We start from the raw sequence: 26,454 nt of genomic DNA, 5'->3' as shown, positions 1-26,454 counted from the left end.
CTCAGCTTTCTTTGGGCAAGCGCCGCCTCATCCGGGTCCAGCACCAACAGTCCGCCTACCGCGGACAACCGTCCAACGGCCAGTTCCGCGTTACGCAGATCATGGTCAGGGAGGACGAACGGTGGCAGTTAGCAGGCCTGCACTTATCACCCCTGGCACAGCCCGAGGACACGCAGAACTTACGGCGCCCAAGCCGCGCCACCCAAACCGCACCACTGCAGGCCCCGCCCTAGAAAGGCGGGGGTTCTGGCCGCTGGAGCAAATGGACCGTCCTGCCAACATCTGCCGCCTCGGTCCTGTATTGCCGACGGAGGGGCGACTTCCACTCGAGGTCGCCGGTTGGTGAGGACTGTCTATAGCTCCAGGCGCCTATGGACTTCAGCGCGTGGTGCTTTCGGCAGAGCATTGCAAGGTTGTCGGCGTCAGTGGTGCCGCCATCCTGCCACTCGGTGATGTGGTCGGGTTCGCAAACGACAACCCTCCGCGTGCACCCGGGGAACCGGCAGGTCCCGTCACGGCACTGCAGGTACCGGCGAAGCGCCTTCGGTGGACGGTAGGCCGTGCGCCCCACACCCAGGACCTGGCCGCTGGTGCAGTCCGTGAACAGCCGTTGCCACGTTGGCGCAAGGGCCGCCATGCGCCGGGCCGTTGCAGCGTCTATTGGTCCGTATCCTTCGAGTTCAGCTGTTTCGAACTCGCCACCGTCGGGCACGATGCTGCCGCCAAAGACGGATCCAACGGGAATGGTTACCACGACCTCGGCGCGGAATGCCCCGGATTCGGGCACGTCAGATCCGCCAAGCAGCTCGCCTGATCCACTCAAAAGCCGGTCAGATCCACCAAAGAGGCGGTAGGCCAGCGCATCCGCGCGGAGCTCCGACAGCGTGCGGGAATCGAAGGCGGCACCAAAATCGGACGTAGGGTGCGGCCCCGGAAGATCTCCAAGCTCCGCAGCCCGCGCACTGGCCTGCCGCGCATCATGGTCGAGGCCGTTGTAAATGGCCATCCCGACCTCCGCCGTGAGGAACGCGGACAACGTGCACATGCCGTCCGGCTCGGCCGTGAACCACACGCCGCGCTCACGCTGGGCAGACTCTTTGCGGGCGATGATGCTTTCGGGGTGCACGTGCTCCCGCAGCCGCCGCAGGCAGGCGCGGAACTCTGACGGCGTGCGGCGCCGGCCCTGCCGCGTCCGCGTGCGCAGCAGGGCCACGGTAGCGAATTTTTCGGCGTGCTCGGCCGGGAGGGAACGGGCCTGGTCGAGAATGATCCGGGCGTGCATCTCGGAGATCTCCCCGGCCTCGACCGCCTCGAGGACTGCCCACTGGGACGTAGCAAGATCCGCGGCATCATTCAGCAAGCGCGCGGCCGTGCCCTCCGTCAGGGCGCAGGCGGTGGACACTTCGGAGACAGCCAAGGCATGGGCCTCGTCCCCACCGAACCGTACCGGCTGCCTCTCGTGCCTCCTCGGGGATTCTTCACCGATTACTTCTTCAACGCGGACCAGGGCCTGATACTTCACGGCCGTGGCCCAGGCAATGAGCCTGTCGGTCGATTCCACAACACTGAGCGCATCGTCGGCACTGAGGAAGGATGCGAGCGGCAGGCTCACGGTGCCAACCAGCGGCGAATCCTCCCGGTCTGTGAAGCTGACGGCCGGAACCCACGCATCGCCTTCCGCTCCGAACACCCGGTTTTCCACGCCTGCCCCCCCTTCCTGGATTCCTGCCCCTCAACCATGCGAGGCCACTCGGCTGCCTGACACTTTCAGGCTAGGGGGAGGGTCTGACATTTAAGGTGCCGGCCGGGCGGTCACCGCGAACATTCATCGCAACGACGTCCTCGGCAACAACGCGGGTGCCTGGCTTGTCTCGGACAACGACGACGTCGATGCGTCGCGCCGCGGGCCGGATTCCACTACCGGGTTTCCCAAGCGTTCCCTAGCCGGGGGTGCCCCAGAGACGGTGCCACCACGACCGCTCGGTGACACGTTTCTGCGCGGCGGCCGCCGCAGCGGCTTTCTCGGCAGCCTCAGCAGCCGCCACCCGGCGCTCGCGCCAGCGTTCCAGCTCGACGCCGACGTCGCGGGTTTTCGTGATAACCGGAGGGCCGCCCTGGAGCTGGCGCCGCGCGTCAATGACCCGGGCATTGAAGTCCTCCACAAGATCGCGCACCTGCTTTTCCGAGTACAACGCGTCAAGCTTTGCATCCAACTCGGCATCCTCGGTGCGGAGCAAAATGGCTTTCGGGCCAAGTCCGCTGAGATGTTCTCGCTGGATGAGGCCTTTGACCCACCAATCGGGATCGTAACGCTCCCCCAGCCCGGGGATCGGCTTGCCTGCGTACTTCAGGTTGTCGAACTTCCCCTGCGCCATGGCGTCGCGAATCAGGTATTCCACCCGCGCGGCGTCGTCCACCTTCTTGCGCTTCCGACGCTCTTCCTCCTCGGCGGCCTCCAAGTCGGCTTCTTCTTCGGCCGTCATGCCGGTTGCGCGGATATTCCGCAGCTCCATGGCTCGCTCCAGCCGGCGCTTGAACACGCTGTTTTCGCCGTTCACGGCCAACCACCGCCTTCGCCTGCGGAAATCCTGGATCTGCGTCCAAGTATTCCGCAAACGGGAGATTGCCGGGATGGCTCCCGCGAACACGGCCTCTGTTCACGCCTAGCGCAGCTCACTAACCTGACTGGTAACGGCTAGTTCAGGAAGAGGTAACCATGGACGAACAGGGCATTCTGCACCACATCCAGTCACTTGTGGAGGAGGAGCGGGAACTCCGGGAGAAGGCAGAGGCGGCCCCGCCGGGTCCTGCGCACGCCCCCGACCGTGCAAGGCTGGAGCGCATCGAACAGGACCTGGATCAGAGCTGGGACCTGCTGCGCCAACGGCGGGCCAAGAGGCAATACGGGGAGAACCCGAACGAGGCCAAACCACGGCCCCCAAAGCAGGTGGAAGGCTACACCGGCTGAAGCGCCCTACAGCGCCGACCAGCCGCCGTCGGAGGCGAGGATGGCGCCGTTGACGTTGGTGCCGTCGTCGCTGAGCAGGAAGGTGATGGACGCAGCCAACTGCGCGGCTGTCGCTGGGTTAGGGACAGTGGCCTGCATGAGTGGGCCGAGGCGTTCGGCGGCCAACTGGGACCCCCACGTTGCCTCGATGTTGGTGATGGTTGGCCCGGGGGCAACGGCGTTGAAGCGAAGCCCCTTCGGCCCGTACATCACGGCCGAGTTCTTGGTAAGGCCGACGACGGCGTGCTTCGACGCCGTGTAGCTGGCGCCGGCGGCGGAGCCGCGCAGCCCGGCCTCGGAGGCGACGTTGACCACGGAGCCGGTGCCTGTCTCCAGCATCAAGGGCACCACGGCGCGCGTCAGGCGCATAAGGGCGGTGACGTTGATCCGGAAGACGCGCTCCCACATGGCGTCGTCCACTTCGTGGATCGGGGCGAAGTTATCCATGATGCCGGCGATGTTGGCGAGGGCGTCCACACGGCCTTCGGCGGCGACGACAACCGCGGCAACGGTCTCCTCCGTGGAGATGTCGCCGGCCACAGGAACCAGGTCCAGGCCGCTGTTTTCCTCCACCAAGGCGTCAAGGCGCTCCTTGCTGATGTCGGCGGCGATGACCCGGCCGCCTTCCTTCGCGACGCGCAGGGCCGTGGCCTGGCCGATGCCCGAGCCCGCCCCTGTGATGATCACCGTTTTTCCGGCAAAACGGCCATTGATGGTGGCTTCCTGCCATGCAGCTTCGTTGCCCATGTTGTTCCTCCCGAACGTGTTGATGGCTTTCCATCCACCTTATGACACTCCGTGTCATTATGTAAGAGTGGATACTGGAAAGATGCCCTCAGACCATACGAAGCCCGCCGTCGCGCGCACCACCGGCCGCCCGGCGACGATTGACCCGGACGCCGTGGCTGGCGTCGCACTCCGGCTTTTTGCCGAGAACGGCTACGAGCGGACGTCAATGGAGGACATCGCACGAGAGGCGGGAATCGGGCGGAAGAGCCTGCACCGCTACTTCCCCAGCAAGGCTGACCTTGTGTGGGGCGGCATGGAACCGGTGGTGAAAGCCTCGGGCCGGGCGCTGGAGGCCGCTCGCACAGCCGAGCAGTCCGACGGCGACACTTCCGACGGCGGCATCCTCGCCGGACTTCGGGCGGCCGCCATCGCCGGGGTTTCGGCGATCCCGGACCTTTCCGTGACGCGCGGGCGCCTGCGCCTGATCGCAGAGCACCCGGAGCTGGCGAGCAGGAGCTACGATGCCCTGGCTCCCCAGCGGGACCGGGCACGGATCTACCTCGTTGCGCAGGGCGTCAGCGAACGCGCGGCAGGCTATTTGTGCGCCGCCTATCTCGGGGCGACCTTCCAGGCGTGGATGCAGTGGGCCACGGGGACGGAGGCGGATCCGGTGCCGTATTTGCTTGAGTCCATGGCCGTGCTGCGGGTTCCGGCCGCTGAACCCGGCGGATAACCTATGCCTGGGAGGGCAAATGACAGTTCGAAGCGCGGGCATTCTGTTGTACCGTCGGAATTCCGCGGCGGAATTGGAATTCTGGATAGCCCACATGGGCGGACCTTTCTGGGCGCACAAGGATGCACGCGCCTGGTCCATTCCCAAAGGCGAATACCTCGAAGACGAGGATCCCCTGGTAGCCGCCAAGCGTGAATTCGCCGAGGAGATGGGCGTTGCTGCTCCCGCCGTCGACTATCAGCAGCTGGGCATTTTCCGGCAACCGTCGGGCAAACTCGTGGCGGCTTTCACAGCGGAATCGGACTTCGACCCGGAGAGAATCGTGAGCAACACCTTCGATCTCGAATGGCCGCGCGGATCAGGCGTCATCCGAAGCTATCCGGAGATCGACGACGCCATCTGGGCCACGGAGACCGTAGCCCGCGCCAAATTGGTAGGCGGGCAGGTGCCGATCCTCGACGCGTTGATCCGGCACCTTGGGCCACACTAGCTCTGGACGAGCGACTCGATGGGCCGCGGGGAAAGTATGGGATCCGCGTGACGGTGGACGACCTTCCACTCGCCGTCTTCCCGGCGGAAAATCGTCGTCACTCGAAGGGGTATCGGGGATACCTCATCAGATCCGCCGACCTTGGCCCGCGCCCATTCAATTTCGACGATGTACGCAAGCTCCGTCCCGGCGTTCCCGGAGATTCGCTCGAATCTGATGGGCTCGCCCTCCCTCAGCTGGGAAGACGCCCGATCCATCGTCGCCTCGACCGCGCTCGAGCCCCGCGCAGGCGGGCCGAGCGGGTTAGCGAGCGTGACGTCGTCGCGCTTTGAGAACAGCTTCTTCTGCTGCTCCGGGTCTCCCTTGACGAACGCATCGAGCGCTCGATGGTACTTCTCCACCATCAGTTCGAGATCGGATTCCGGCATTGGTTCCTCCAGCCTCGCTTTACGCTGGCGCGGCGCGCCAAGGCCCCGTATTCGGCCATGGTGGCACCACTCACCAGGGATGTCCATACAACGAATCTCGCGGAACAAGACCGGTCAGGAATGGAGAAGCGCTGCTTTCGGGCCGCGCCTAGAATGGCGGTCATGGACAACACCGTCCACGCCAGCTTCGTCCCCTAATGACTTCAGGAGTGATCATGAGCGACTCTTCCAACGAGGGAATCAAGACCGTGCTGCATCCCGTGACCGACCTCGCCGCGGCGAAGGCGGTGTACACCGCTTTGCTCGGGACAGCGCCGCAGGCCGACGGGCCGTATTACGTCGGCTTCGATGTCGCGGGCCAGCACATCGGGCTCGTTCCGGGAGGCGGCCCGCAGGCCATGACCTCACCCGTCGCCTACTGGCACGTTTCGGACATCGAAGCAAAGCTGGCCGAGGTGACTGCCGCTGGCGCCACCCTGAAGGAAGCAGCCCGCGACGTCGGCGGCGGCCGTCTGGTGGCCACCGTGACCGACCCGGACGGCAACGTCCTCGGACTGCTTCAGGATCCTCAGTAGCCAACCAGACTTGCCGACCAAGACCGAAGACGGACCCGCGTACCAGATGGAGACACGATGAGCACGGCCACGAGCACGGACACGCAGTCGCCAGAGCTGCATACCGCCGACACCCACGATCTGATTCGCGTGCAGGGAGCGCGGGAGAACAACCTCAAGGACATCAGCATCGAGCTGCCCAAGCGCCGGCTGACGGTGTTCACGGGCGTCTCCGGTTCGGGCAAGAGTTCCCTGGTGTTCGCCACGATCGCGGCGGAGTCGCAGCGCATGATCAACGAGACGTACAGCACCTTCGTGCAAGGGTTCATGCCGACCATGGCGCGGCCGGATGTGGACCTGCTCGAAGGACTCACGACGGCGATCATCGTCGACCAGGAGCGGATGGGCGCGAACACCCGTTCAACGGTCGGTACCGCCACTGATGCGAACACCATGCTGCGCATGCTCTTCAGCCGGCTTGGCCAACCGCACATCGGATCGCCCCAGGCGTTCTCGTTCAACGTCGCCTCGGTTTCCGGCGCGGGAGCGGTCACTTTCGAGCGCGGTGGCACGACGACGAAGGAGCGGCGGAGTTTCAGCATCACCGGCGGCATGTGTCCGCGCTGCGAAGGGCGGGGCTCGGTCACCGACTTCGACCTCACCGCGCTGTACGACGCCAGCAAGTCGCTTGCCGAGGGCGCGCTCACCATACCCGGCTACAGCATGGACGGCTGGTACGGCCGCATCTTCGGCGGCTCGGGATTCTTCGACATGGACAAGCCGATCGGCAAGTACACGAAGAAGGAACTCCACGACCTGCTCCACAAGGAGCCCACCAAGATCAAGGTCGAGGGAATCAACCTGACGTACGAGGGCCTGATCCCGAAGATCCAGAAGTCCATGCTTTCCAAGGACCCGGAGGGAATGCAGCCGCACATCCGTGCCTTCGTGGAGCGGGCCATCACCTTCACCACCTGTCCCGAGTGCGACGGCACCCGGCTCACCGAGGCGGCCCGCTCGTCCAAGATCAAGGGAATCAGCATCGCCGACGCGTGCTCGATGCAGATCAGCGACCTCGCTGAATGGGTGCGCGGTCTCGACGAACCGTCGGTGGCACCGCTCCTCAAAGGGCTGCGGCACCTCCTCGACTCGTTCGCTGAGATCGGACTCGGCTATCTCTCCCTCGACCGGCCGGCAGGTACGCTCTCCGGCGGCGAGGCGCAGCGCACCAAGATGATCCGGCACTTGGGCTCCTCGCTGACCGACGTCACCTACGTCTTCGACGAGCCCACGATCGGCTTGCACCCGCACGACATCCAGCGCATGAACAAGCTGTTGCTGCAACTGCGGGACAAGGGCAACACCGTGCTCGTCGTGGAGCACAAGCCGGAAGCGATCGCGATCGCCGACCACGTCGTCGACCTCGGTCCCGGCGCGGGCACCGCCGGTGGCGAAGTGGTCTTTGAAGGCACCCTCGAAGGGCTGCGTTCCAGCGGCACCCTCACGGGGCGTCACCTCGAGGATCGCTCAACCCTCAAGAAGACGGTGCGGACATCCGCCGGCGCACTGGAAATCCGTGGCGCGAGCGAGAACAACCTGCGCGACGTCGACATCGACATTCCGCTCGGGGTCCTGGTTGTGGTCACGGGCGTCGCCGGTTCAGGGAAGAGCTCGTTGATCCATGGCTCGCTGTCCAAGCGGGACGGCGTCGTTTCGATTGACCAAGGGGCCATCAAAGGCTCGCGGCGGAGCAACCCCGCGACCTACACCGGGCTGCTCGAGCCCATCCGCAAGGCGTTCGCGAAGGCCAATGGCGTGAAGCCGGCGCTGTTCAGCGCGAACTCCGAGGGAGCGTGCCCCACCTGCAACGGCGCGGGCGTCATCTACACCGACCTCGGGTTCATGGACACCGTCGCCACTCCGTGCGAGGAATGCGAGGGCAAGAGGTTCCAGGCAGCGGTGCTCGAGTACCGCCTCGGTGGCCGGAACATCGCGGAGGTGTTGGCGATGTCGGTGAAAGAGGCCGAGGAGTTCTTCTCCGCGGGTGAATCCAGGATCCCCGCAGCCCACGCGATCCTGCAGAGGCTGGCCGACGTCGGACTCGGATACCTCAGCCTCGGCCAGCCGCTCACCACCCTTTCCGGCGGCGAGCGGCAGCGGATCAAGCTGGCCACCCACATGGGCGAAAAGGGCGGCGTGCTCATTCTCGACGAGCCCACCTCGGGCTTGCACCTCGCCGACGTCGAACAGCTGCTCGGTTTGCTCGACCGGCTCGTGGACTCCGGGAAGTCTGTCATCGTCATCGAGCACCACCAGGCGGTCATGGCGCATGCCGACTGGATCATCGACCTCGGCCCGGGCGCCGGTCACGACGGCGGACAGATCGTTTTCGAGGGCACTCCCGCCAATCTCGTCGCAGCCCGCTCCACCCTCACCGGCGAGCATTTGGCGGCTTACGTGGGAGGGTGACTAGCGGGACGGCTCTTAGTCTTTGGCGGCGCCCGGTGAGTGGATGAAGAGGCTGGCGAGCGCGGTGAGGAGGAGAAGCGACGCCGCGATGATGAAGCTGGTCTGCATCCCGTGGACGAAGTTGCCGCGGTCGGCGATGAGGGCGCCGAAGACGGCGATGGCTACGGCGCCGCCCACTTGGCGGAAGGTGTTGAAGACTGCGCTTGCCGTGCCCGCCTTTTCGCTCGGCACGCTCGCGAGCACGACGGCGGTAACCTGCGGCATCGCGATCGATCCGCCGGAACCCGTGAAAATCAGGAAAGTACCGACGAGCAGCGGCGATCCCAGCGGCGCTGTGAGAAGCATGGCGGTGAGGCCCACCACCATGGACGTCAATCCGACGACCACCGGCACCCGCGTCCCGAAGCGGTTCGAGAGGGTTCCGCTGACGATGTTGCCGACGATACTGAACGCCGCCGACGGAAGGAACGTGAAACCGGCCTGAAGTGGTGTTAGCCCGAGGTGCTGTTGGAGGAAGAGACTGACGACAAAGACCGTGCCGAAGTGGCCCACCATGAACGCGAACCCCACCGAGAGCGAGATTCTCATGCCAGTGGAGCGAAACAGTTCAAGCGGCATCATCGGGTGCCGGCCGCGCGCCTGGATCAAGAGGAAAGCCGCGAGGCTTACGGCTGCCAGTATCAGGCTTCCGCTGACGGGCGCCGTGCCGAAGCCTTCGGTTCCTCCCGTAATGAGGCCGTACATCAAGGCGGTCAGGGCAACGATCGCCGCGGCCTGGCCGGCCCAGTCGAATGGGGTTGGCCGTCGCGGGGACGTGGCAACGGAAGCCAGGAGCACCAGCATCGCGATGCAGACGGGAAGGTTGATGCCAAAGACGAGCCGCCAGTCCAGCGTCGTGAGAAGGCCACCGACAAGTGGGCCCACAGCTCCGGCCACGGCCCCGCCGACCGCCCAGATCCCGAGGGCATGTGCGCGGCGGCGGGGATCGGGAAACGCTTGCCGGATCAGCGCCATCGACGCCGGCAGCATGATCGATGCCGCACCTCCTTGGAGGAAACGGGCGGCAATGAGGACCCCCGACGTTGGCGCTAGTGCGCACGCGACCGACGCCACAAGGAACAGTGCGATGCCCCACCCGAGCGCCCTTTTCGCGCCGATCCGATCGGACAAGTTCCCCGCGAACAGCAGCAACGCGGCGAACATCAGCGTGTAGCCGTCGATCACCCATTGGAGGCTGGCAGTTCCGCCCCCGAGTTCCTTGCCGATGCTGGTGAGCGCGACATTGACGATCAGGATGTCGAGGGTGATGAGGAAGAACCCCAGCGACGCAATCATGAGCGTGAGCCGTGCCCGTGGCGCATCGGCCGTGGCCGAGGGAGGAACCGGAGCCGGCAAAGTGGTTTCGGGGCGAGTCATGGATTAAGGAAACAGCCCCTGGAGAAGATGAGGGAGTCTCTGTCGTGAGGGGTACTGGCAGTGACCCTCAACGGAAATGTGGCGAGCGCCGTCGGCGCCACCCGACGATGTGCTACCCGGCAAGTCCAAGGAACACTAGCAAAGCTCTTTCAATCTCTACGAGCTGTGCGGATGTCAAACGGCCGATACGGCTTTGCACGTTGGAACGCCGGACCGTCGTCAACTTGTCGATCATCACGCGGCTTTCCTGCCGCAAGCCGGACAGCTCTGAAGCTGAGACACTGACCCGAAGGAGAGGTGCGTCGATGAGGGTTGTTGTCAGAGGAAGAACCGTGACGGAATCGGTGACATCGAATCGGTCATCCTGGATCACAAGCGCCGGCCGTGGCTTGGAGGCGTAGACGCCGCCGGCCACAGTCCAAAGTTCTCCACGGTTCACTCGCCGTCCCAGGGCGCTGACACGGCCTCGATGAACTCTTGGTCATCGGAGTGGCGGTCACTGACCCGATCTCGAACTGCCATGGTATCAATGTTACATGTAACGTCACTCTGGCGACAGGTTCAGAGACGCCCTCACTCGAAGTGCCGCCACCGTGAAAGTCAGGCGCCGCCGTCGGGCGCTTAAGCGACCAGCTCCGCGGCAGCGCTGTCCATGTGCTCGAGGATGGTCTTGCGGGCCAGGGATACGTCCCCGGTCTCGATGGCGGCCACGATGTCGTGGTGACGCTCGACGCTCATGTTCTTGACGCCCTTTTCCAATCCGGCGAACATGATGGACATCCGGATGGATCCCTCCAGCGATTCCCAGGAATGGAGCAGGGTCTCGTTGCCGGTGAGGCGGCACATCGTGCGGTGGAATTCCAGATCGGACTCGATCCGTTCTTCAAGGCTTCCCTTGGTCGCGGCGGCCATGGCGTCGATGGCGGCACGCAGCGAGGTGATCACCTGTTGGCGGTCCGCCAACTCGCAGAGCGTGCGCGCGGCGAGGGACTCCAGGGCTGCCCGCACTGAGTAGATATCGCGGATTTCCTTGGCATCCAAGTGGCGGACGGAGAGCCGGCCGCGGGGTCCTGCAGACAGCAGGCCCTCCTGCTCGAGTTGCCGCAGGGCTTCCCGGAGCGTCCCGCGGCTGATCTGGAGCATGTCCGAGAGCTCGGTCTCTACGAGATGCCGTCCTGGCGCCAGCTCGCCGCTCGTAATGGCGGTGCGCAGGGCGGAGAGCGCCTGCTCGCGGAGGCTCTTCTTTTCCAGTCCCAGAAGGGGTGCTGTTGCTCCGGCCATCATGTCCGTCCTCAATGTCAGTGGTCGACTGTTTACAGTCGGTGTGTTAACTGTTGATCTTACGGCAGGAGCGCGGAACCGGCTCATGCCTGTTCCGCGCTCCCGCCTCTTTGAAGAACCGGGTCAGCCCAGTTCCGCGAGGACCTTTGCCACGATCCGCTGCACCGACAGTCCGTAGCGTTCGTGCAGGGTCGGCAGCGCACCGGCGTCGAGGAACTCGTCCGGCAGGGCAACGGGAACCACGCGCTTGCCCAGCCCGGCTGTGACCACTGCCGAGGCCACGGTTTCGAACAAGCCGCCCACCACGCTGTGGTTCTCCAGCGTGACGGCCAGGCGGTCGGTGTCCAGTTCCGCCAGGACGGTGGCGGCGTCGAACGGTTTGATGGTGGGCGCGTGCACGACGGCGACATCCACCTTGTGCGCGGCGAGCGCCTCTGCTGCCTGCAGCGCGCGCATGGTCATCAACCCGCTGGAGACAAACACGACGTCGTTGCCACCACGAAGCACCTTCGCCTTGCCGAGTTCGAAGGTGTAGTCATACTCGTCCAGCACAGTGGGGACGTTGCCGCGAAGAAGGCGCAGGTACGTAGGTCCGTCGCTGGCGGCCAGCTGCGGCACCGCCTGTTCGATGTCCACGGAGTCGCACGGATCGACGATGGTCAGGTTCGGCATTCCGCGGAAGATCGCCATGTCCTCCGTGGCCTGGTGGCTGGGGCCGTAGCCCGTGGTCAGGCCCGGGAGGCCGCCCACGATGTTCACGTTCAGGTTCGGTTCGGCGATGTCGAGGCAGAGGAAATCGTAGGCCCGGCGCGCGGCGAACACGGAATAGGTTGAGGCAAACGGAATCAAACCTGTCTCGGCCAAGCCTGCCGCCGCACCGAAGAGCAACTGCTCGGCCATGCCCATCTGGAAAAACCGCTCCGGGAACGCCTTCGCGAAGATATGCATGTCCGTGTATTTGCCCAGGTCGGCGGTGAGTCCGACGATTCGCGAGTCAGCCTCGGCGGCCTTCACCAACGCATGGCCGAAAGGCGCCGACGAAGTCTTCTGGCCCGGGTCCGCGAAGGACGCGATCATGGCCGACGTTTTCAGCCTGGGTGCTGCGCCTTTCAAAGCGGTGACGGTGCTCATCGGCCGGCCCTCCCGTTGGATCCTGCGGTCAGTTGCTCGCGGCAGAGCTGCCATTCGTGTTCTTCGATGCGCATGAAGTGCGCCTTTTCACGTTCTTCGAGCAGCGGCACTCCGCGCCCCACCTTCGTGTCGCACAAGATGACGGAAGGACGTCCGACGGCGGCGGCCTGGGCGGCTGCGTTGTCGAACGCCGCCAGCAACGCACCGACGTCGTTCCCGTCCACCCGCTGCGTGTACCAGCCGAAAGCTTCCCACTTCTCCGTCACGGGTTCGGTCCGGAGGACCGTGTCGGTCTTACCGTCCGCCTGCAGGGCGTTGATGTCCACCATGGCAGTGAGGTTCCCCAACTGATGGTGGTGCGCGCCCATGGCGGCTTCCCACGTGGATCCTTCGTCGAGTTCTCCGTCGGAGAGGAAGTTGTACACCCTCGCACTGGAGCCCTCTCCCGATGGAGCGCGATGCCGGAGGCCAAGGGCAATTCCTACAGCGATGGAGAGCCCGTGGCCAAGCGACCCTCCGGAGATTTCCATGCCGGGCGTGTACGTCGACATCCCGGACATGGGCAGGCGGGAATCGTCCGAGCCGTAGCTTTCGAGTTCCTCCACGGGAATGATCCCAGCCTCGGCCAGCGCTGCGTAGTGGCCGATTGCATAGTGGCCCGTGGAAAGCAGGAAGCGGTCCCGGCCCTCCCACTCGGGGTCATTGGCGCGGTAGCGGAGCTGGTCCGCATAGACGGCGGCGAGCATGTCCGCCGCTCCTAGCGCCTGGCCAACGTAGCCCTGGCCCTGGACTTCGCCCATGTTGAGGGCGTGGTGCCTGATCCGATTGGCGGCTGCAGCTACGCGTTCAATGCGTTCCGTCACGGTCTTTCCGACCCGTCCTGCCGTATTTTGTTCCTGCGCCACAGTCATTAGACATTCACCGACTGGGGAGTGCTTTTGGTGGCCTCATCGGCCAACTGGCGCTCCCGCTTGCCCCAGGTTTCACGGGTAGCCAAAGCCGCCCAGAGGCCGATGGCCGCGTACAGGCCGAAGAGCAATGCCGGGCCCATCCATCCCATGGCGACGAAGAGCAGCGTGGTGATGAAGGGTGTAAAGCCGGAGACCATTGCCGAGATCTGGTAGGCCAGCGAAGCGCCGGAGGCGCGGGTCTTGGCCTGGAACAGCTCGGGGAACCAGGCGCCCTGGGCGCCGGCAAGGGAGTTCTGGCAGACGCCGTAGGAGACGGCGATCGTGGCAATGATGAAGATGAACAAGCCGGTGTTGACCAGCAGGAACATCGGGATGGCAAACAGCACGGCGAAGGCGCAGGACCAGATGTAGACGGGACGCCGTCCGATCCTGTCCGTGAGCCGCGCCCAGGCCTGGGTTGCGAAGATGCCGATGGCGGAAGCGATGCAGAGGGCCACCAGGGTTTGGGTCTTATCTGCCAAGTGCTGGCTGTTCAGGTAGGAAATCATGTACGTGATGGAGACGGCGTAGCCTGCGGTCTCGGCGATACGGAGGCCGATGCCCTTGACGATGTTGCGCCAATCGGTCTTCAGGACCTCCACGATGGGCGACTTCACGATGGCCCCGCTGTCCTTGACCTCGTCGAAGACGGGAGATTCGGGGACCTTGGAGCGGATGATCAGGCCTACGACGACCAAGACGATGCTGGCGAGGAACGGGATGCGCCAGGCGAGTTCGCCGCCGAGCTGGACGCTGACAAGGAAAACCAGGTTGGCCAGCAGCAGGCCCACGGGGAATCCGGCCTGGACGATGCCCGTGTACTTCCCCTTCTTCTTCCATGGAGCGTGCTCATAGCTCATCAGGATGGCGCCACCCCGTTCGGCTCCGAAGGCCAGGCCCTGGACGATGCGGACGAACACCAGCAGCGCCGGAGCCAACAGGCCCACCTGGGTGTAGGTGGGAAGAAGGCCGATCAGGAAGGTGGCCACGCCCATCAGGATGAGGGAAGCGACGAGGACGGGCTTGCGTCCCAGCTTGTCGCCGAGGTGGCCGCCGATGATGCCGCCGATGGGACGGGCCGCGAAGCCGACGCCGAGGGTCGCGAAAGCGGCGAGGGTGCCGGTTACGGGATCACCCGTGGGGAAGAACGCCGTTCCGAAGTACAGGGCAGCCGCGGTGCCGAAGCCGATGAAGTCATAAGTTTCGATGACCGCGCCGACGCCGGAGCCGATGGCGACGCGTCTGGCGTCCTTGGTTCCATGGACCGGACCGCGCATGCTCAGAGCTTCTTTGCTCATTGGTGAATCCCTTTCGAAGAGCGACTGAGGCTAGGCGCTTCAGCACTGTCGACTGTTAACACATGATACGCCAGTGTGACCTGCATCATCCGTTTCTGTCAACAGTCAACTTCAAGGGTTGACTGTTAACAGTTAACCTAGCTACTGTGGTTCCCATCACTACTGCCTTCGGGCACGACTGGAGGAAACGAAGATGTTCAACTCCCGACTCGGTTGCTCGTCCATCAGCTTCCGGCACCAGGATCTGCCCACCGCCCTGCGCACCATCGGCGGTTTGGGCTTTGAGGAGATCGACCTCGGCGCGCTGCCGGGTGTCTGCGATCACGTTCCCTATGAGCTTGATTCCGACGCCGTCGCGGCCGTGACCGCGGAGGTCGCCGCCTCAGGGTTGCGGGTCCGTTCGGTCAACGGCGACATAGGAGACCTCAACGCAGTGCTCGACGCCGGCCAGCGCGCCGCCCGCGAAAGTCACCTTGACGCACTCCTCACCCTCACGGCCAACACCGGAGCGAAGGCCTTGGTCCTCCCGTGCGGAACGTTGTCCCGCGATCCGGTCCGCGGCCTCGACGAGGACCTGGACACCATCGCAGCCCAACTCATCGGCGCCGGACAGCGCGCGGCGGAGTTCGGCGTCGAACTCTGGACCGAATCCCTGCATTTCCTCCGGTTCTGCTGGAGCCTGGAGCGCGCCGAACAGCTAGCGGCGCGGCTGGCGGGCTCCGGCGTCGGGATTGTCATGGACTTCAGCCACATCGTCGCCGCGGGCGAAGAACCGCTGCAATACATCGAACGCCATCGCGGCCGGATAGCACATGTCCACTTGCGGGACGCGGTTCCGGGCAACATCAACCTCAGCATCGGAAACGGCCAGGCGGACTTCGCCGCCGGACTCAGCTCGCTCGCAGCCACCGGCTACAGCGGCCATTTCTCGCTCGAGCTCGAAACCCGCGACGTCACCCACGACGAACGACCGGCGGCGGCCGCCAAAGCCGCCAGCTTCATCACAGACCTCATCTGACTTTCACAACAACAAACCCAAGGAGCATCATGACCACCACCATCCAGCGCACCGCCGTCCTCACCGGGGCAACCTCGGACCGGGGCATCGGCATCACCACCGCACGCCGCTACGCCAACGCCGGCTGGGCCGTGGTGATCCTGGACCTCGACGGCGAGAAGTCCGCCAAGGTCGCAGCGGAAATCGGCAACCAGTTCAACGTCCCCGCGTTCGGCTACGAGATCGACGTCGCCAACGAAGCTTCCGTCAACGCGGCCTACAAAGCAGTCGCCGCCGAGATCAGCGCAGGCAACCTCCCCGCCGTCGGCGCCCTCGCCAACATCGCGGGCATCACCTCGCCCGTGCCGTTCCTCGAAACCACGCTGGAACTGTGGCACAAGGTCATGGACGTGAACGCCACCGGCACATACCTGGTGACCAAGGCCTTCCTGCCGGACATGATCGCCAACGGCTGGGGCCGCATCGTGAACATGTCTTCGGTCTCCGCCCAGCGTGGCGGCGGCGTGTTCGGCAAGGTCCCCTACTCCGCCGCGAAGGCCGCCATCCTGGGCTTCACCAAGGCGCTGGCGCGCGAAATCGGCGCCACCGGCGTCACCGTGAACGCCATTACTCCGGGCGCCGTTGACACCAACATCCGCGTCGGCAGCACCGATGAGCAGGAAGCCGCCATCAACGCCGGCATCCCCCTGGGCCGCAACGCCACCACGGAGGAAGTCGCCGCCGTCATCACGTTCCTCTCTTCCGAGGAATCCGCCTACCTCACAGGAACCACCATCGACATCAACGGTGGAAGCCACATCCACTAGCAACCCCCGCATCCGTAGCCGAAAGAGCCCACGATGACCAAAATCTTCAACGATCCCGCCGATTTCGCAGACGAAGCCCTCGCCGGCTTCTGCGACCTCCACTCCGGCCTGGTGCGCCAGGTTCCCGGCGGCGCAGTTCGCCGCCGTCGTCCCGAGCAGCCCAAGGTGGCCGTCCTGGCCGGCGGCGGATCCGGCCACTACCCGGCATTCGCCGGACTCATCGGTGCTGGACTGGCCGACGGCGCCGTCGTGGGCAACATCTTCACCTCGCCGTCCGCCCAACAGGCCTACTCCGTGGCCAAGGCTGCAGATTCCGGCGCCGGCGTGGTGTTCACCTACGGCAACTACGCCGGAGACGTCCTGAACTTCGGCATGGCCAGCGAGCGCTTGGCTGCGGAAGGCATCGCCGTCGAAAACGTGCTGGTGACGGACGACATCGCGAGCGCGCCGCCGTCGGAATCGGCCAAGCGCCGCGGCATCGCGGGCGACTTCACGGTCTTCAAGATCATGGGCGCCGCCGCCGAAGCGGGAGCCGGACTGGCCGACGTCGTGCGCCTGGGCCGGAAAGCCAATAACCTGACCCGTACCATCGGCAGCGCATTCCACGGCTGCACCTTCCCCGGCGCCGACACGCCGCTGTTCACGCTCAAGGACAAGCAGATGGGACTTGGCCTGGGCATCCACGGCGAGCCCGGATTGTTCGACACCGACCTTCCGTCGGCCAAGGAACTCGGCCAGGAACTCGTCGCTCGGCTACTGGCAGAAACCCCGCACGGAGCGGGAAACCGCCTTGCCGTCATCCTCAACGGACTCGGCTCCACCAAGCACGAGGAACTCTTCGTCCTGTGGCTGACGGTGGCCCCGTTGCTGCGCGCCGCCGGGTACACCTTGGTCATGCCGGAGGTGGGCGAACTGGTGACGAGCCTGGACATGTCCGGCGTTTCCCTCACCATCACGTGGCTGGACGATGAACTCGAGCCGCTCTGGACGGCACCCGCCGAAACACCCGCTTACCGGCGCGGCAACGCCACCCTTGCTGGCGGTTTGCTTTCGGAGGAGGCGTACGACGGCGGCGCTGAGGCTATCGCTTTCGCGGCCACCCCGGACTCGCGCAACTACGCCGCGAGCTGCGCGGACGCGCTCGAGGCGGCGCGGAAAGCACTGCACGACGCCGAATCGCGCCTCGGCGACATGGACGCGGTAGCGGGCGACGGCGACCACGGCCGCGGAATGGTACGCGGAATTGACGCCGCAACCGCGGCAGCGGTTGCGGCGTTGGCCGGTGGCGCGGGAGCCGGCGATATGTTGGGTGCCGCAGGCGATGCCTGGGCGGACAAAGCGGGGGGAACCTCGGGCGTTCTGTGGGGCGCAGGCCTCCGCGCCTTCGGCGAATCCCTTGGCAACGACGAGGCGCCGGAACCGGCTGGACTCGCCGCAGCCGTGACAGCGTTCGCCGCGCGGATCACCGACCTGGGCAAGGCCGAGATAGGCGACAAGACCATGGTGGATGCCCTGCTCCCCTTCGCCGAAACCTTCAGCGAGCGCGTCTCCGAGGGTGTCCTTCCGGAGCGTGCCTGGGCTGAAGCTGCCTCGGCGGCCACCTCGGCTGCGCAAGCTACGGCCGCGCTCCGTCCCCTCAAAGGACGGGCCCGGCCGCTCGCCGAGAAAAGCCTGGGCACAGCAGACCCCGGAGCCACGTCACTGGCGATGATCTTCACCGTCATGGGCCCGCATGTTGTGAGTGCCGGGAAGGTCACGGCATGACCACGAAACGTTTCCGACTCATCCTGGGCGCCGACGAAGCAGGCGTGGACTACAAAGACCGGATCATGGCGGACCTGCGGGACGATCCGCGGATCATCGAAATCATCGACATTGGCGTCAACCGGGGCGACTCCTTGGAAGACTTCACCACTCCCTACCCGTACGTCGGGATCAAGGCGGGAGAACTCATCCGGGACGGCCATGCAGACCGGGCCATCCTGTTCTGCGGCACCGGAATCGGCGTGGCCATCGCGGCGAACAAAGTGGACGGAATCCGCGCCACCACAGCCCACGATTCCTTCTCCGTCGAGCGATCCATCCTGTCCAACGATTGCCAGGTGCTCACGATGGGCCAGCGCGTAGTCGGGGTGGAACTGGCCAGCAGGCTGGCACGGGAATGGCTCGGCTATGCCTTCGACCCGGCCTCGGCGTCGGCCGACAAAGTGAAGGTGCTCACGGACTTCGAGGGCTGCTGATTCCCGTCCCCGCGTTCCCAACTGACTCGCAGTCGTTGTCGTTATGAGCCCTCATAACGACAACAACTGCGAGTCAGTTGGGTTATACCGGCCGCCAGTGTCGTGTGAGCGATCGCCAGTGCCGTCGACTGCCTGCAAACGACGCGCAAATACCCATCAATTTCTCGTTTGCCCTTGACAAGAGTTCTCTGAACCGGTTCAGTAGAGATAACAAAACCGGTTCAGTGACCCCAATCACCAAGTGGCAATGAGGCAAACATGACAGTGACCATCAACGACGTTGCGCAGGCAGCCGGCGTGAGCAAGGGTGCCGTCTCGTACGCGTTGAACGGGCAGCCCGGCGTCAGTGATGACACCCGGGAGCGCATTCTCAGGGTAGCCAGGGAACTGGGGTGGAAGCCGAATCTTCGCGCCAAGAGCCTGTCGTCCGCCAAAGCCTTCGCCGTGGGGCTCGTGGTGGCAAGGGATCCCAGGCTTTTGGGAACGGACCCCTTCTTCCCCGCGTTCATCGCCGGGATCGAGACCACCCTCGTTGAGCACGAATACGCGCTGGTCCTCACGGTCGCCGCCAGCGCCGAAGCTGAGGAACTGGGCTATCGGAAGCTGGCTGCCGACAGCCGCGTGGACGGCGTCATCCTTACGGACATGAGGGTTGACGACTCCCGGATCGCTTTGTTGACGAGCCTGAAGATTCCGGCCGTCACCCTCAACCGGCCTGAAACCCCCTCGCCGTTCCCTGCCGTCTGCATGGACGATACGGAAGGCATAGCGGCCGCCGTCGAGCACCTCGTTTCCCTGGGACACACCAGAATCGGGCACGTGGGCGGACCGCAGAGTTACATCCACGGCCGAAGCCGGCGGTTGGCTTGGCAAAACGCCATGTCGAAAGCCGGGCTCGAAGCCGGTTCCTTCATTGAAGCCGACTTCACCGCAGCCGGCGGATTGGCTGCTACCGCGGAGCTGCTTCGCTCGCCCAAGCGACCCACTGCGATCATCTACGCGAACGATCTGATGGCCACTGCCGGACAGTCCTACGCCCAGTCCCTCGGACTCGATGTTCCCGACGATCTATCCATCACGGGCTACGACGACACCGAGCTCGCCACATATCTCAACCCTCCGTTGACCACTGTTCCCGCCGATCCACTGCTCTGGGGGCGGGTTGCCGCCCAGCAGTTGCTGAGCCTTCTCGGCGGAGCCCCGGCTGAAGACGTCTATCTGCCATCGCCAAAACTGGTAGTCCGTGCATCCACCGGGCCGGCCCCCAGCATGCCGAAAAACTAGCCGCCTCAGACGTCCAGCCTGACTATTACCGATTTACCCGCAATTGGGTGGGGCTATTTGCCATTCCCGCTTGAAGGCAATGCCGCCACCGCATTTTCAGTTTTTACCCGCAAAAGGAGTTGCAATGAAGCACGGAAAAATCAGTTCGAGAGTCCTCTCCCTTACCGCTATTGCCGTTATCGGAGCCGGCCTGGCAGCATGCGGTGGAGGAGCCTCCAGCAGCACAGCTTCTGGAGCGAACTCCGCCACCACGGCCAAGGGTCCCATCAAGATCTGGTACTCCAACAACGAGTTCGAGGTGAAGTGGGGCAAGGACATGGTGGCTTCATGGAACGCTGCCCACCCTGACCAGCAAGTCGATGCGCAGGAAATCCCCGCAGGCAAGAGCTCCGAAGAGGTCATCGGGGCAGCAATCACCGCCGGCAACGCTCCCTGCCTGGTCTTCAACACTGCCCCGGTAGCTGTTCCGCAGTTCCAGAAGCAGGGTGGCCTGGTCCCGCTGGACTCTTTCCCGGACGGCGCCCAGTACATCAAGGACCGTACCGGCGACCTAGCCAATCAGTACAAGTCCTCCGACGGCAAGACGTACCAGCTTCCGTGGAAGTCCAACCCGGTGGTCCTCTTCTACAACAAGGACGTCTTCGCGAAGGCCGGCCTGGACCCGGAAAAGCCCAAGCTTGCCACGCAGTCCGAGTTCCTGGACACTGCCCGCACCCTCGTGAAGTCCGGCGCAGTCGCGAACGCCGTGTGGCCTTCGCCCACGAGCGATTTCTACCAGCCCTGGTTCGACTTCTACCCGTTCTATGCCGCCAATTCGGGTGGCACCACGCTGCTCAAGGATGGCAAGTCCACCTTTGACAGCGATCAAGGCAAGCAGGTCGCCACCATGTTCCAGACGCTCTACAAGGAGAACCTGGCATCCAAGGAAGCGTACAAGGGTGACTCCTTCGCTGATGGCAAGGCCGGCATGTCCCTCGCCGGCCCCTGGGCAGTCGCGGCTTACAAGGGCAAGGTGAACTGGGGCACGGTCCCGGTCCCGGGTACTCAAGCCCAGACCGACGGCTCCACCTTCTCCGACGCCAAGAACATCGCCATGTACTCCTCGTGCAAGAACCAAGGCACCGCGTGGGAGGTCATGAAGTTCGCCACCAGCAAGGAACAAGACGGCAAGCTCCTCTCCGGAACCGGCCAGATGCCGATGCGCAAGGACTTGGCCACCACCTACGCGGACTACTTCAACCAGAACCCGGCCTACAAGACCTTCGCCGACGAAGCCGCGCGGACCGTGGAAGTCCCCAACGTCTCCAACTCAGTCCAGATCTGGCAGACCTTCCGTGACGCCTGGAGCAAGTCCGTGATCTTCGGCAACCAGAGCATCGACGACGCCTTCAAGGGTGCATCTGACAAGATCAACCAACTGGCAGCCCAGAAGTAGCAGGCGAATCCCCATGTCACTTCGCTCAGCTGGGGGTCCCGCCACGGGAGACACTGCCGGGCGGACCGTGGACCAGCGGCAGGCGCCCAGGAAACGCAAGAACTTCCTGGGCCGCCAGCCATTGGGACTGCTGTTCAGCGCCCCCTATGTCATCTTCGTCCTTGCGGTGCTGGCCTATCCGCTTGGGTACGCCGTCTACATTTCCTTCCACCAATTCTTCTTCACTGCTCCGGGCGTCCAGGTTGACCGTCCCTTCGTGGGGTTGGACAACTACATCAGCGTCCTGTCCGATCCCGAAGTACAACGGTCCTTCGCCAATATCGGCGTGTTCCTGATCATCAACGTGCCGCTGACCGTGGGCCTGTCCCTGGTCCTGGCCAACGCCTTGAACCGCGTCACCCGGCTCAAGACCTTCTTCCGGGTCAGCTACTACGTCCCATACGTCACGGCGAGCGTCGCCGTCGTCGGGGTCTGGCTGTTCCTATTCCAGCAGGACGGGCTGGTCAACGCCATTCTGGGGCCGCTGGCCCCGAACCCCTCGTGGTTGACGAACTCCTGGCTGGCAATGCCGACCGTCGCTTTGTACGTGACGTGGAAGCAATTGGGGTTCTTCATCCTGCTCTACCTGGCCGCCCTTCAAAACATCCCGGACGAGCTCTACGAGTCGGCCTCGGTGGACGGCGGGAACAAATGGGTCCAGTTCTGGAACATCACCGTTCCGGGAGTGCGCTCGGCCAGCGTATTGGTGACGCTGCTCGCCACCATCACAGGAGCGAACCTGTTCACTGAGCCCTATCTGCTCACGGGCGGAGGCGGACCGGACGGAGCCTCGACGTCGCCCGTGTTCCTCATGTACCAGAAGGGGATCCTGCAGGGGAATCCCGATGTCGCGGCAGCGCTGGGCGTGGTGCTGGTGATCGGCGTGTTGCTGATCGCCCTGATCCAGAAACGCCTCGTGGGCGGGAAGGAGGACTGACGTGTCGATTTTCAACAAGACGCCTCTCAGGAACGACGACGACGACGCCCGCCGGCCTGGTGCCGGCGCTCACGAAGGAGCGACTTCCGAAGCCCCGGCACCCGTAGCGCCGGCCTCCCGCAAGGGCAGTTCCGTGGCGAAGCGCAAGAACCTCGGCGTGGGCAGCTTCGTGCTGTTGGCGCTAGGAGCGTTCGTCTTCCTGTTCCCGTTCTACTACATGTTCATCGGCTCGCTGCAGACCTCCCCGGACACTTCAGTGGCCGGCGCGTTCCCAAGCCCGGCAAACATCACCGGCGAGAACTACAGCAACATCAACAACTCGATCGACCTGCTGAAAGGCCTGGTCAACTCGGGTATCTTCACCGGTGGCGTCATCTTCTTCACGGTGGTTTTCGGGCTCCTGGTGGGCTACGCGCTCGCCCAGATGCAGTTCCGCGGCAAGGGGGTTGTCTTCGGGATGATGCTGCTGGTGCAGATGATTCCGTTCCAGCTCCTGCTCATCCCGCTGTACGTCATGATTGTCCGGGACTACGGACTTGCGGACACGTACCTGGGCATGATCCTGCCGTTCGCGATCAATTCGACCGCGGTGTTCGTCTTCCGTCAGTACTTCATGCAGCTGCCCTCCACCTTGTTCGAGGCCGCCCGCATCGACGGAGCCAGCGAGCTGAGGATCCTCTGGCAGATCGCGATCCCCCTGGTCCGGCCCGCCATCGTCACGGCAATCCTGCTGACTTTCATCGGTCCGTGGAATGAGTTCCTGTGGCCGTTCCTCGTCACCAAGGACCAAGCCATTCAGCCGCTCGCCGTCTCCCTGGCGAACTACATCTCGAACATTGCCGCCACGGCATCCAACCCGTTCGGCGCCATCCTTGCCGGTGCCTGCGTCCTCGCGGCCCCCGCCGTCGCGCTGTTCATCTTCTTCCAGCGCCAATTCATTTCCACCAATATCGGTTCAAGCGTAAAGGGCTAAGCTCTATGACTTCCCCAACTTCAGCACTCCCCACCGTCCCCTTCACCCTCACCCGCGCCGGCGTCATCATGACTCCGGAGGACGGGAACGAGTTCGAAGCCGAAGGCGTCCTCAACCCGGCCAGCGGCCGCGGACCCGACGGTGAGCTGTACCTCCTGCCGCGCCTCGTGGCGAAGGGCAACGTCTCCCGCGTCGGGCTCGCCAAGGTGATCATCGGCGACGACGGCGTGCCGTCCGGCGTCGAACGCCAGGGCGTCGTCCTGGCACCGGACGAAGGATGGGAAAGGGGCCTCAACAACGCGGGAACGGAAGATCCCCGCATCACCTGGGTGCCGTCCCTCGGCCGCCACCTCATGACCTATGTTGCGTACGGACCGCTGGGCCCCCGCCTGGCCTTCGCCCATTCCGAAGACCTGCGCACGTGGGACCGCCTGGGGCCTTGCCACTTCGAGTATCAGGCCGACCTGTCCATGGACTTGAACTTGTTCGCCAACAAGGATGCCGTGTTCTTCCCGGAACCAGTCAACGATCCCGACGGCGTTCCCTCCTACGCTTTGCTGCACCGCCCCATGTGGGACCTCGGTTGGATCCGCGAGGGCGAAGGCGAGCACCTGCCGGCCGGCCTCGATGACAACCGCCCGGGCATTTGGATTTCCTATGTCGCAGTTGCCGACGTCGAGAAGGACATCCGCAACCTCGTCCACATGCGCAAGCACAAGCTCGTCGCCCTGAGCGAGTTCCCCTTCGAAGAACTCAAGATCGGCGGCGGACCGGCACCGATCCGGGTCGACGAGGGCTGGCTCCTGATCTACCACGGCGTCTCCGGGTCGATGGAAAAGTCCGCCTTCGACCACCAGCAGAACGTCAACTACACCGCCGCTGCGATGATCCTCGACAGTGACGATCCCTCGATCGTGATCGCCCGCAGTGACAAGCCGCTCCTGGCACCGGAAACGGAAGACGAGATCTCGGGCATCGTCCCCAACGTCGTTTTTCCGACGGCAATAGAGAAGATCGGCGAGCAGCTGTTCGTCTTCTATGGCATGGCTGATTCGAAGATCGGCGTGGCGCGCCTGGACCGCGCCTAAAAGCAGTACCGCGCCCGGCAGTCCAGCCCCTCTTCCACGCCCCTAGGAGTTAGACATGACACCTCCCCTTGTTTATGCACGGCTGAAATCCGCCCCGGTGGCAGTTGTTGCAACGCTGTCGATGCTCCTGGCCGGGGCAGGCGTGGCCTCAGCGACGCAGCCGGTTCCGGCCACGGCGTCTCAGGCGCAAGCTGCTGCGTCGCAGGCGCCGTTGACCAATCTTTCCCACCTGAATTTCCTGCTGGACACGGTTCCCCTGCACGCCGTGGATGGCCACACGACGTACCAGATCGGCGAACACCCAGCAGCACAAGCACCGTCGACGTACGCCAACAAGAATGCCGACGGCAGCTACACGCGGGTAGGCGGAGGTTCCAAGGACCCTGTCACAGGCAACTGGAGCCAGGGGGCCTTCAACGCGGACGACGTTGCGCGCACCGCCGTCGTCTACTTGCGTCATTGGCAGCAGACCGGCGACGCCTCGAGCCGCACCCGTGCCTTCGACGTGCTGCGCGAGCTGACGTATTTGCAGACAACTTCCGGCCCCAATGCCGGCAACGTGGTCTTGTGGCAGCAAGCCGATGGCGCACTGACGCCGAGCGCCAAGCCTGTGGAACTTCCCGACCCCAGCGATTCAGCCGAGTCCTACTGGCTTGCCCGGACCGTGTGGGCGCTGGGCGAAGGGTATGCGGCGTTCAAGTCCGCCGATCCCCAGTTCGCCGCGTTCCTGCAGTCCAGGCTGGACCTCGCCGTCGGGTCCCTGAACAAGCAGTCGCTCGCCAAGTACGGGAAGTACGACGTTGCCGACGGCGCCAAGGTCCCTGCCTGGCTCATCACCGGAGGGGCGGATGCCTCGGCGGAAGCCGTGCTCGGACTCTCCGCCTACTCAAAGGCCGCGCCCGACGACGGCGCTGCCGCCACCGCGCTGAGCCAGCTCACCGAGGGTATCGCCGGGATGTCCTCGGGATCGGTTCAGCAGTGGCCCTTTGGCGCGATTCTTCCGTGGAACCAGTCCCGGACCCTGTGGCACGCTTGGGGCGGAATGGCCGCGGCCGCCGTCGCGAACGCGTCCCCATTGCTGCATCGCCCTGATCTGCTGACGGCCGCGGTGAAGGACTCCGCCCAGTTCACTCCGCAGCTCCTCGCCGCGGGCGGACCGGACAATGCCTGGAGCCCGACCCCGGGTGAGGCGCAGATAGCCTACGGCGTGGACTCGCGGGTTGAAGGACTCGTGGCGACCGCCAAAGCCGCGAATGCTCCCGGCCTGCTGGACGTCGCGGCGGTTGCTGCCGGCTGGTACTTCGGTGCCAACCGCAGTGGAAAGCCTGCGTACAACCCGGCTACAGGCACAGCGATCGACGGCATCGAAACCGACGGCCGCGTCAACCCCAACTCCGGGGCGGAATCCACCATCCACACGTTGTTGTCCATGCTCGCCTTGGACGCCGATCCGGAGCTCAAGGCCAAGGCCCTAGGGATCAGCAGCACGGTGGGGACGGACGGACTCATGGTGGCCGAAGCCGAATCCGCAACCATAACCGGCGGCGACGTGGTCAAACCTGCCTCCTCATGGACTGGTGAAGCGAACTGGTCCGGCGGTGCATACGTCGTCCTCAACGCGGGCGGCACCCTGACGATCCCGGTCCCGGTTTCGGACCAGGCACGGAACGCGTACCCGATCGTGAACCAGCGCCCAGAAGCCGCCGGCACGACGTCGTGGACGTCCGGGAGCACTTTCCTCGGCACCACGCCCAACGGTGGCGCTGGCGAGCAAGGCATCACGGCAGCTCCGGGCAAGCTCTTCCCGTTCTCCCTCGACCACGCGATGCCGGCCGGCCAGGACAGCCTGACCGCCAAGGCCGGAAGCGATGTGTCGATCGACGGTGTGCTGCTGCAGCCGCAGATCTCCTCGGTTTCCGTCTCCGGCTCCGGAGGCCAATCGACCCTGTACATCAGCGCGGCCCCGGGAAACATCGACCGAAAAGTGGACATGCCCCAAGGGTTCCATGTGAGCCAGCAAGCCTTTGACGCTTCAGGCCAGCCCGTCGCACCAGGTCCTGACCAGAACGGCGCAGACCACTCCGGCCGCGTCACTGTAGCCCCGGGTGGCTTCACCTGGGTGACCCTGGTCCGCAACTAGTCCCCACC

General features: G+C 64.6%; 26 protein-coding genes. 16 read left to right on the top strand and 10 right to left on the bottom strand.

Translation table 11 applies throughout. The features are described from left to right. Positions 1–11 precede the first annotated feature (11 nt). Entirely contained in the window at positions 12–233 is a 222-nt protein-coding gene (locus tag AC1DJW_RS14315) for a nuclear transport factor 2 family protein (RefSeq protein ID WP_476901718.1), read from the top strand. Here the strand turns inward: AC1DJW_RS14315 and AC1DJW_RS14310 are convergent. Together AC1DJW_RS14310 and AC1DJW_RS14305 are read right to left on the bottom strand one after the other, a co-directional pair. Next, positions 230–1,702, bottom strand: coding sequence for an HNH endonuclease (locus AC1DJW_RS14310; RefSeq protein WP_476901717.1), 1,473 nt, complete (start codon positions 1,700–1,702; stop codon positions 230–232). The two genes, AC1DJW_RS14315 and AC1DJW_RS14310, sit on opposite strands and share 4 nt — an antisense overlap. A 238-nt stretch (positions 1,703–1,940) precedes the next feature. Beyond that, positions 1,941–2,558, bottom strand: coding sequence for a DnaJ family domain-containing protein (locus AC1DJW_RS14305; RefSeq protein ID WP_476901716.1), 618 nt, complete (start codon positions 2,556–2,558; stop codon positions 1,941–1,943). 158 nt (positions 2,559–2,716) lie between these two features. Here AC1DJW_RS14305 and AC1DJW_RS14300 point away from each other — a divergent pair, with 158 nt between their 5' ends. Further along, positions 2,717–2,968, top strand: a complete 252-nt coding sequence (locus tag AC1DJW_RS14300; protein ID WP_059389430.1) for a DUF2630 family protein — start codon at positions 2,717–2,719, stop codon at positions 2,966–2,968. A 6-nt stretch (positions 2,969–2,974) separates the two neighbouring features. Here AC1DJW_RS14300 and AC1DJW_RS14295 read toward each other — a convergent pair whose 3' ends face one another. After that, positions 2,975–3,754, bottom strand: coding sequence for an SDR family NAD(P)-dependent oxidoreductase (locus AC1DJW_RS14295; protein ID WP_390282523.1), 780 nt, complete (start codon positions 3,752–3,754; stop codon positions 2,975–2,977). An 82-nt stretch (positions 3,755–3,836) separates the two neighbouring features. Between AC1DJW_RS14295 and AC1DJW_RS14290 the strand changes: the two genes are divergently transcribed. Together AC1DJW_RS14290 and AC1DJW_RS14285 are read left to right on the top strand one after the other, a co-directional pair. Beyond that, on the top strand, positions 3,837–4,469 hold the full coding sequence (locus AC1DJW_RS14290) for a TetR family transcriptional regulator (protein WP_476901715.1): 633 nt from the start codon (positions 3,837–3,839) through the stop codon (positions 4,467–4,469). Positions 4,470–4,488: 19 nt separating this feature from the next. Beyond that, positions 4,489–4,959 (top strand): NUDIX hydrolase, encoded by a 471-nt coding sequence (locus AC1DJW_RS14285; RefSeq protein ID WP_476901714.1) that lies wholly within the window; start codon positions 4,489–4,491, stop codon positions 4,957–4,959. On the opposite strand, the gene AC1DJW_RS14280 is transcribed toward AC1DJW_RS14285, so the two are convergent. After that, positions 4,956–5,387, bottom strand: a complete 432-nt coding sequence (locus tag AC1DJW_RS14280; RefSeq protein WP_476901713.1) for a YybH family protein — start codon at positions 5,385–5,387, stop codon at positions 4,956–4,958. The genes AC1DJW_RS14285 and AC1DJW_RS14280 overlap by 4 nt on opposite strands. Positions 5,388–5,602: 215 nt before the next feature. Between AC1DJW_RS14280 and AC1DJW_RS14275 the strand changes: the two genes are divergently transcribed. Then, positions 5,603–5,962: a VOC family protein gene (locus tag AC1DJW_RS14275; RefSeq protein WP_284753672.1), complete on the top strand. Its 360-nt coding sequence runs from the start codon at positions 5,603–5,605 to the stop codon at positions 5,960–5,962. 57 nt (positions 5,963–6,019) lie between these two features. Then, a complete protein-coding gene (locus tag AC1DJW_RS14270; RefSeq protein ID WP_476901712.1) occupies positions 6,020–8,410 on the top strand; it encodes an ATP-binding cassette domain-containing protein in 2,391 nt (796 codons plus the stop codon). 15 nt (positions 8,411–8,425) lie between these two features. Here AC1DJW_RS14270 and AC1DJW_RS14265 read toward each other — a convergent pair whose 3' ends face one another. The 6 genes from AC1DJW_RS14265 to AC1DJW_RS14240 form a co-directional block, all read right to left on the bottom strand. Then, on the bottom strand, positions 8,426–9,826 hold the full coding sequence (locus AC1DJW_RS14265) for an MFS transporter (protein ID WP_476901711.1): 1,401 nt from the start codon (positions 9,824–9,826) through the stop codon (positions 8,426–8,428). A gap of 112 nt (positions 9,827–9,938) precedes the next feature. Then, positions 9,939–10,265, bottom strand: a complete 327-nt coding sequence (locus AC1DJW_RS14260) for a type II toxin-antitoxin system PemK/MazF family toxin (RefSeq protein ID WP_390282518.1) — start codon at positions 10,263–10,265, stop codon at positions 9,939–9,941. A gap of 182 nt (positions 10,266–10,447) precedes the next feature. Then, positions 10,448–11,107, bottom strand: coding sequence for a GntR family transcriptional regulator (locus AC1DJW_RS14255; RefSeq protein ID WP_284753764.1), 660 nt, complete (start codon positions 11,105–11,107; stop codon positions 10,448–10,450). Positions 11,108–11,230: 123 nt separating this feature from the next. After that, a complete protein-coding gene (locus AC1DJW_RS14250; RefSeq protein ID WP_476901710.1) occupies positions 11,231–12,238 on the bottom strand; it encodes a transketolase family protein in 1,008 nt (335 codons plus the stop codon). Further along, positions 12,235–13,149: a transketolase gene (locus AC1DJW_RS14245; RefSeq protein ID WP_390282515.1), complete on the bottom strand. Its 915-nt coding sequence runs from the start codon at positions 13,147–13,149 to the stop codon at positions 12,235–12,237. The genes AC1DJW_RS14250 and AC1DJW_RS14245 overlap by 4 nt, the downstream gene beginning before the upstream one ends. Continuing rightward, on the bottom strand, positions 13,149–14,486 hold the full coding sequence (locus tag AC1DJW_RS14240; protein WP_476901709.1) for an MFS transporter: 1,338 nt from the start codon (positions 14,484–14,486) through the stop codon (positions 13,149–13,151). The genes AC1DJW_RS14245 and AC1DJW_RS14240 overlap by 1 nt, the downstream gene beginning before the upstream one ends. A gap of 193 nt (positions 14,487–14,679) precedes the next feature. Here AC1DJW_RS14240 and AC1DJW_RS14235 point away from each other — a divergent pair, with 193 nt between their 5' ends. The 10 genes from AC1DJW_RS14235 to AC1DJW_RS14190 all read left to right on the top strand — a co-directional run bounded on the left by AC1DJW_RS14235 (position 14,680) and on the right by AC1DJW_RS14190 (position 26,446). After that, the gene (locus tag AC1DJW_RS14235) at positions 14,680–15,504 is read left to right on the top strand and encodes a sugar phosphate isomerase/epimerase family protein (protein ID WP_390282511.1); all 825 of its coding nucleotides are present in this window, start codon (positions 14,680–14,682) and stop codon (positions 15,502–15,504) included. A 29-nt stretch (positions 15,505–15,533) separates the two neighbouring features. Beyond that, positions 15,534–16,310, top strand: a complete 777-nt coding sequence (locus AC1DJW_RS14230) for an SDR family NAD(P)-dependent oxidoreductase (RefSeq protein WP_284753664.1) — start codon at positions 15,534–15,536, stop codon at positions 16,308–16,310. Positions 16,311–16,343: 33 nt separating this feature from the next. Then, positions 16,344–18,074 (top strand): dihydroxyacetone kinase family protein, encoded by a 1,731-nt coding sequence (locus AC1DJW_RS14225; RefSeq protein ID WP_476901708.1) that lies wholly within the window; start codon positions 16,344–16,346, stop codon positions 18,072–18,074. Next, positions 18,071–18,550 (top strand): RpiB/LacA/LacB family sugar-phosphate isomerase, encoded by a 480-nt coding sequence (locus AC1DJW_RS14220; RefSeq protein ID WP_476901707.1) that lies wholly within the window; start codon positions 18,071–18,073, stop codon positions 18,548–18,550. The genes AC1DJW_RS14225 and AC1DJW_RS14220 overlap by 4 nt, the downstream gene beginning before the upstream one ends. Positions 18,551–18,808: 258 nt before the next feature. Next, positions 18,809–19,834 (top strand): LacI family DNA-binding transcriptional regulator, encoded by a 1,026-nt coding sequence (locus tag AC1DJW_RS14215; RefSeq protein WP_476901706.1) that lies wholly within the window; start codon positions 18,809–18,811, stop codon positions 19,832–19,834. A 124-nt stretch (positions 19,835–19,958) separates the two neighbouring features. Next, positions 19,959–21,269 (top strand): extracellular solute-binding protein, encoded by a 1,311-nt coding sequence (locus tag AC1DJW_RS14210; RefSeq protein WP_284753659.1) that lies wholly within the window; start codon positions 19,959–19,961, stop codon positions 21,267–21,269. A gap of 13 nt (positions 21,270–21,282) precedes the next feature. Further along, entirely contained in the window at positions 21,283–22,245 is a 963-nt protein-coding gene (locus AC1DJW_RS14205) for a carbohydrate ABC transporter permease (RefSeq protein WP_476901705.1), read from the top strand. 217 nt (positions 22,246–22,462) lie between these two features. Continuing rightward, a complete protein-coding gene (locus AC1DJW_RS14200; protein WP_284753762.1) occupies positions 22,463–23,218 on the top strand; it encodes a carbohydrate ABC transporter permease in 756 nt (251 codons plus the stop codon). A gap of 5 nt (positions 23,219–23,223) precedes the next feature. Beyond that, positions 23,224–24,306: a glycoside hydrolase family 130 protein gene (locus tag AC1DJW_RS14195; RefSeq protein WP_459342866.1), complete on the top strand. Its 1,083-nt coding sequence runs from the start codon at positions 23,224–23,226 to the stop codon at positions 24,304–24,306. A 55-nt stretch (positions 24,307–24,361) separates the two neighbouring features. Continuing rightward, positions 24,362–26,446, top strand: coding sequence for a hypothetical protein (locus AC1DJW_RS14190; protein ID WP_476901704.1), 2,085 nt, complete (start codon positions 24,362–24,364; stop codon positions 26,444–26,446). The last annotated feature ends 8 nt before the right edge of the window (positions 26,447–26,454 follow it).

It is taken from the genome of Arthrobacter sp. 05L417 (assembly GCF_056397865.1).
The sequence above is the reverse complement of the archived record's forward strand: the minus strand, read 5'-3'. Positions and strand labels throughout refer to the sequence as shown.

Coding starts and splice junctions, on each gene's coding strand:
- AC1DJW_RS14215 (WP_476901706.1), top strand. CDS start 18,809: ATGACAGTGACCATCAACGACGTTGCGCAGGCAGCCGGCGTGAGCAAG.
- AC1DJW_RS14255 (WP_284753764.1), bottom strand. CDS start 11,107: ATGGCCGGAGCAACAGCACCCCTTCTGGGACTGGAAAAGAAGAGCCTC.
- AC1DJW_RS14300 (WP_059389430.1), top strand. CDS start 2,717: ATGGACGAACAGGGCATTCTGCACCACATCCAGTCACTTGTGGAGGAG.
- AC1DJW_RS14280 (WP_476901713.1), bottom strand. CDS start 5,387: ATGCCGGAATCCGATCTCGAACTGATGGTGGAGAAGTACCATCGAGCG.
- AC1DJW_RS14270 (WP_476901712.1), top strand. CDS start 6,020: ATGAGCACGGCCACGAGCACGGACACGCAGTCGCCAGAGCTGCATACC.
- AC1DJW_RS14265 (WP_476901711.1), bottom strand. CDS start 9,826: ATGACTCGCCCCGAAACCACTTTGCCGGCTCCGGTTCCTCCCTCGGCC.
- AC1DJW_RS14190 (WP_476901704.1), top strand. CDS start 24,362: ATGACACCTCCCCTTGTTTATGCACGGCTGAAATCCGCCCCGGTGGCA.
- AC1DJW_RS14275 (WP_284753672.1), top strand. CDS start 5,603: ATGAGCGACTCTTCCAACGAGGGAATCAAGACCGTGCTGCATCCCGTG.
- AC1DJW_RS14220 (WP_476901707.1), top strand. CDS start 18,071: ATGACCACGAAACGTTTCCGACTCATCCTGGGCGCCGACGAAGCAGGC.
- AC1DJW_RS14245 (WP_390282515.1), bottom strand. CDS start 13,149: ATGACTGTGGCGCAGGAACAAAATACGGCAGGACGGGTCGGAAAGACC.
- AC1DJW_RS14295 (WP_390282523.1), bottom strand. CDS start 3,754: ATGGGCAACGAAGCTGCATGGCAGGAAGCCACCATCAATGGCCGTTTT.
- AC1DJW_RS14200 (WP_284753762.1), top strand. CDS start 22,463: ATGTTCATCGGCTCGCTGCAGACCTCCCCGGACACTTCAGTGGCCGGC.
- AC1DJW_RS14225 (WP_476901708.1), top strand. CDS start 16,344: ATGACCAAAATCTTCAACGATCCCGCCGATTTCGCAGACGAAGCCCTC.
- AC1DJW_RS14235 (WP_390282511.1), top strand. CDS start 14,680: ATGTTCAACTCCCGACTCGGTTGCTCGTCCATCAGCTTCCGGCACCAG.
- AC1DJW_RS14210 (WP_284753659.1), top strand. CDS start 19,959: ATGAAGCACGGAAAAATCAGTTCGAGAGTCCTCTCCCTTACCGCTATT.
- AC1DJW_RS14230 (WP_284753664.1), top strand. CDS start 15,534: ATGACCACCACCATCCAGCGCACCGCCGTCCTCACCGGGGCAACCTCG.
- AC1DJW_RS14285 (WP_476901714.1), top strand. CDS start 4,489: ATGACAGTTCGAAGCGCGGGCATTCTGTTGTACCGTCGGAATTCCGCG.
- AC1DJW_RS14205 (WP_476901705.1), top strand. CDS start 21,283: ATGTCACTTCGCTCAGCTGGGGGTCCCGCCACGGGAGACACTGCCGGG.
- AC1DJW_RS14195 (WP_459342866.1), top strand. CDS start 23,224: ATGACTTCCCCAACTTCAGCACTCCCCACCGTCCCCTTCACCCTCACC.
- AC1DJW_RS14240 (WP_476901709.1), bottom strand. CDS start 14,486: ATGAGCAAAGAAGCTCTGAGCATGCGCGGTCCGGTCCATGGAACCAAG.
- AC1DJW_RS14290 (WP_476901715.1), top strand. CDS start 3,837: ATGCCCTCAGACCATACGAAGCCCGCCGTCGCGCGCACCACCGGCCGC.
- AC1DJW_RS14250 (WP_476901710.1), bottom strand. CDS start 12,238: ATGAGCACCGTCACCGCTTTGAAAGGCGCAGCACCCAGGCTGAAAACG.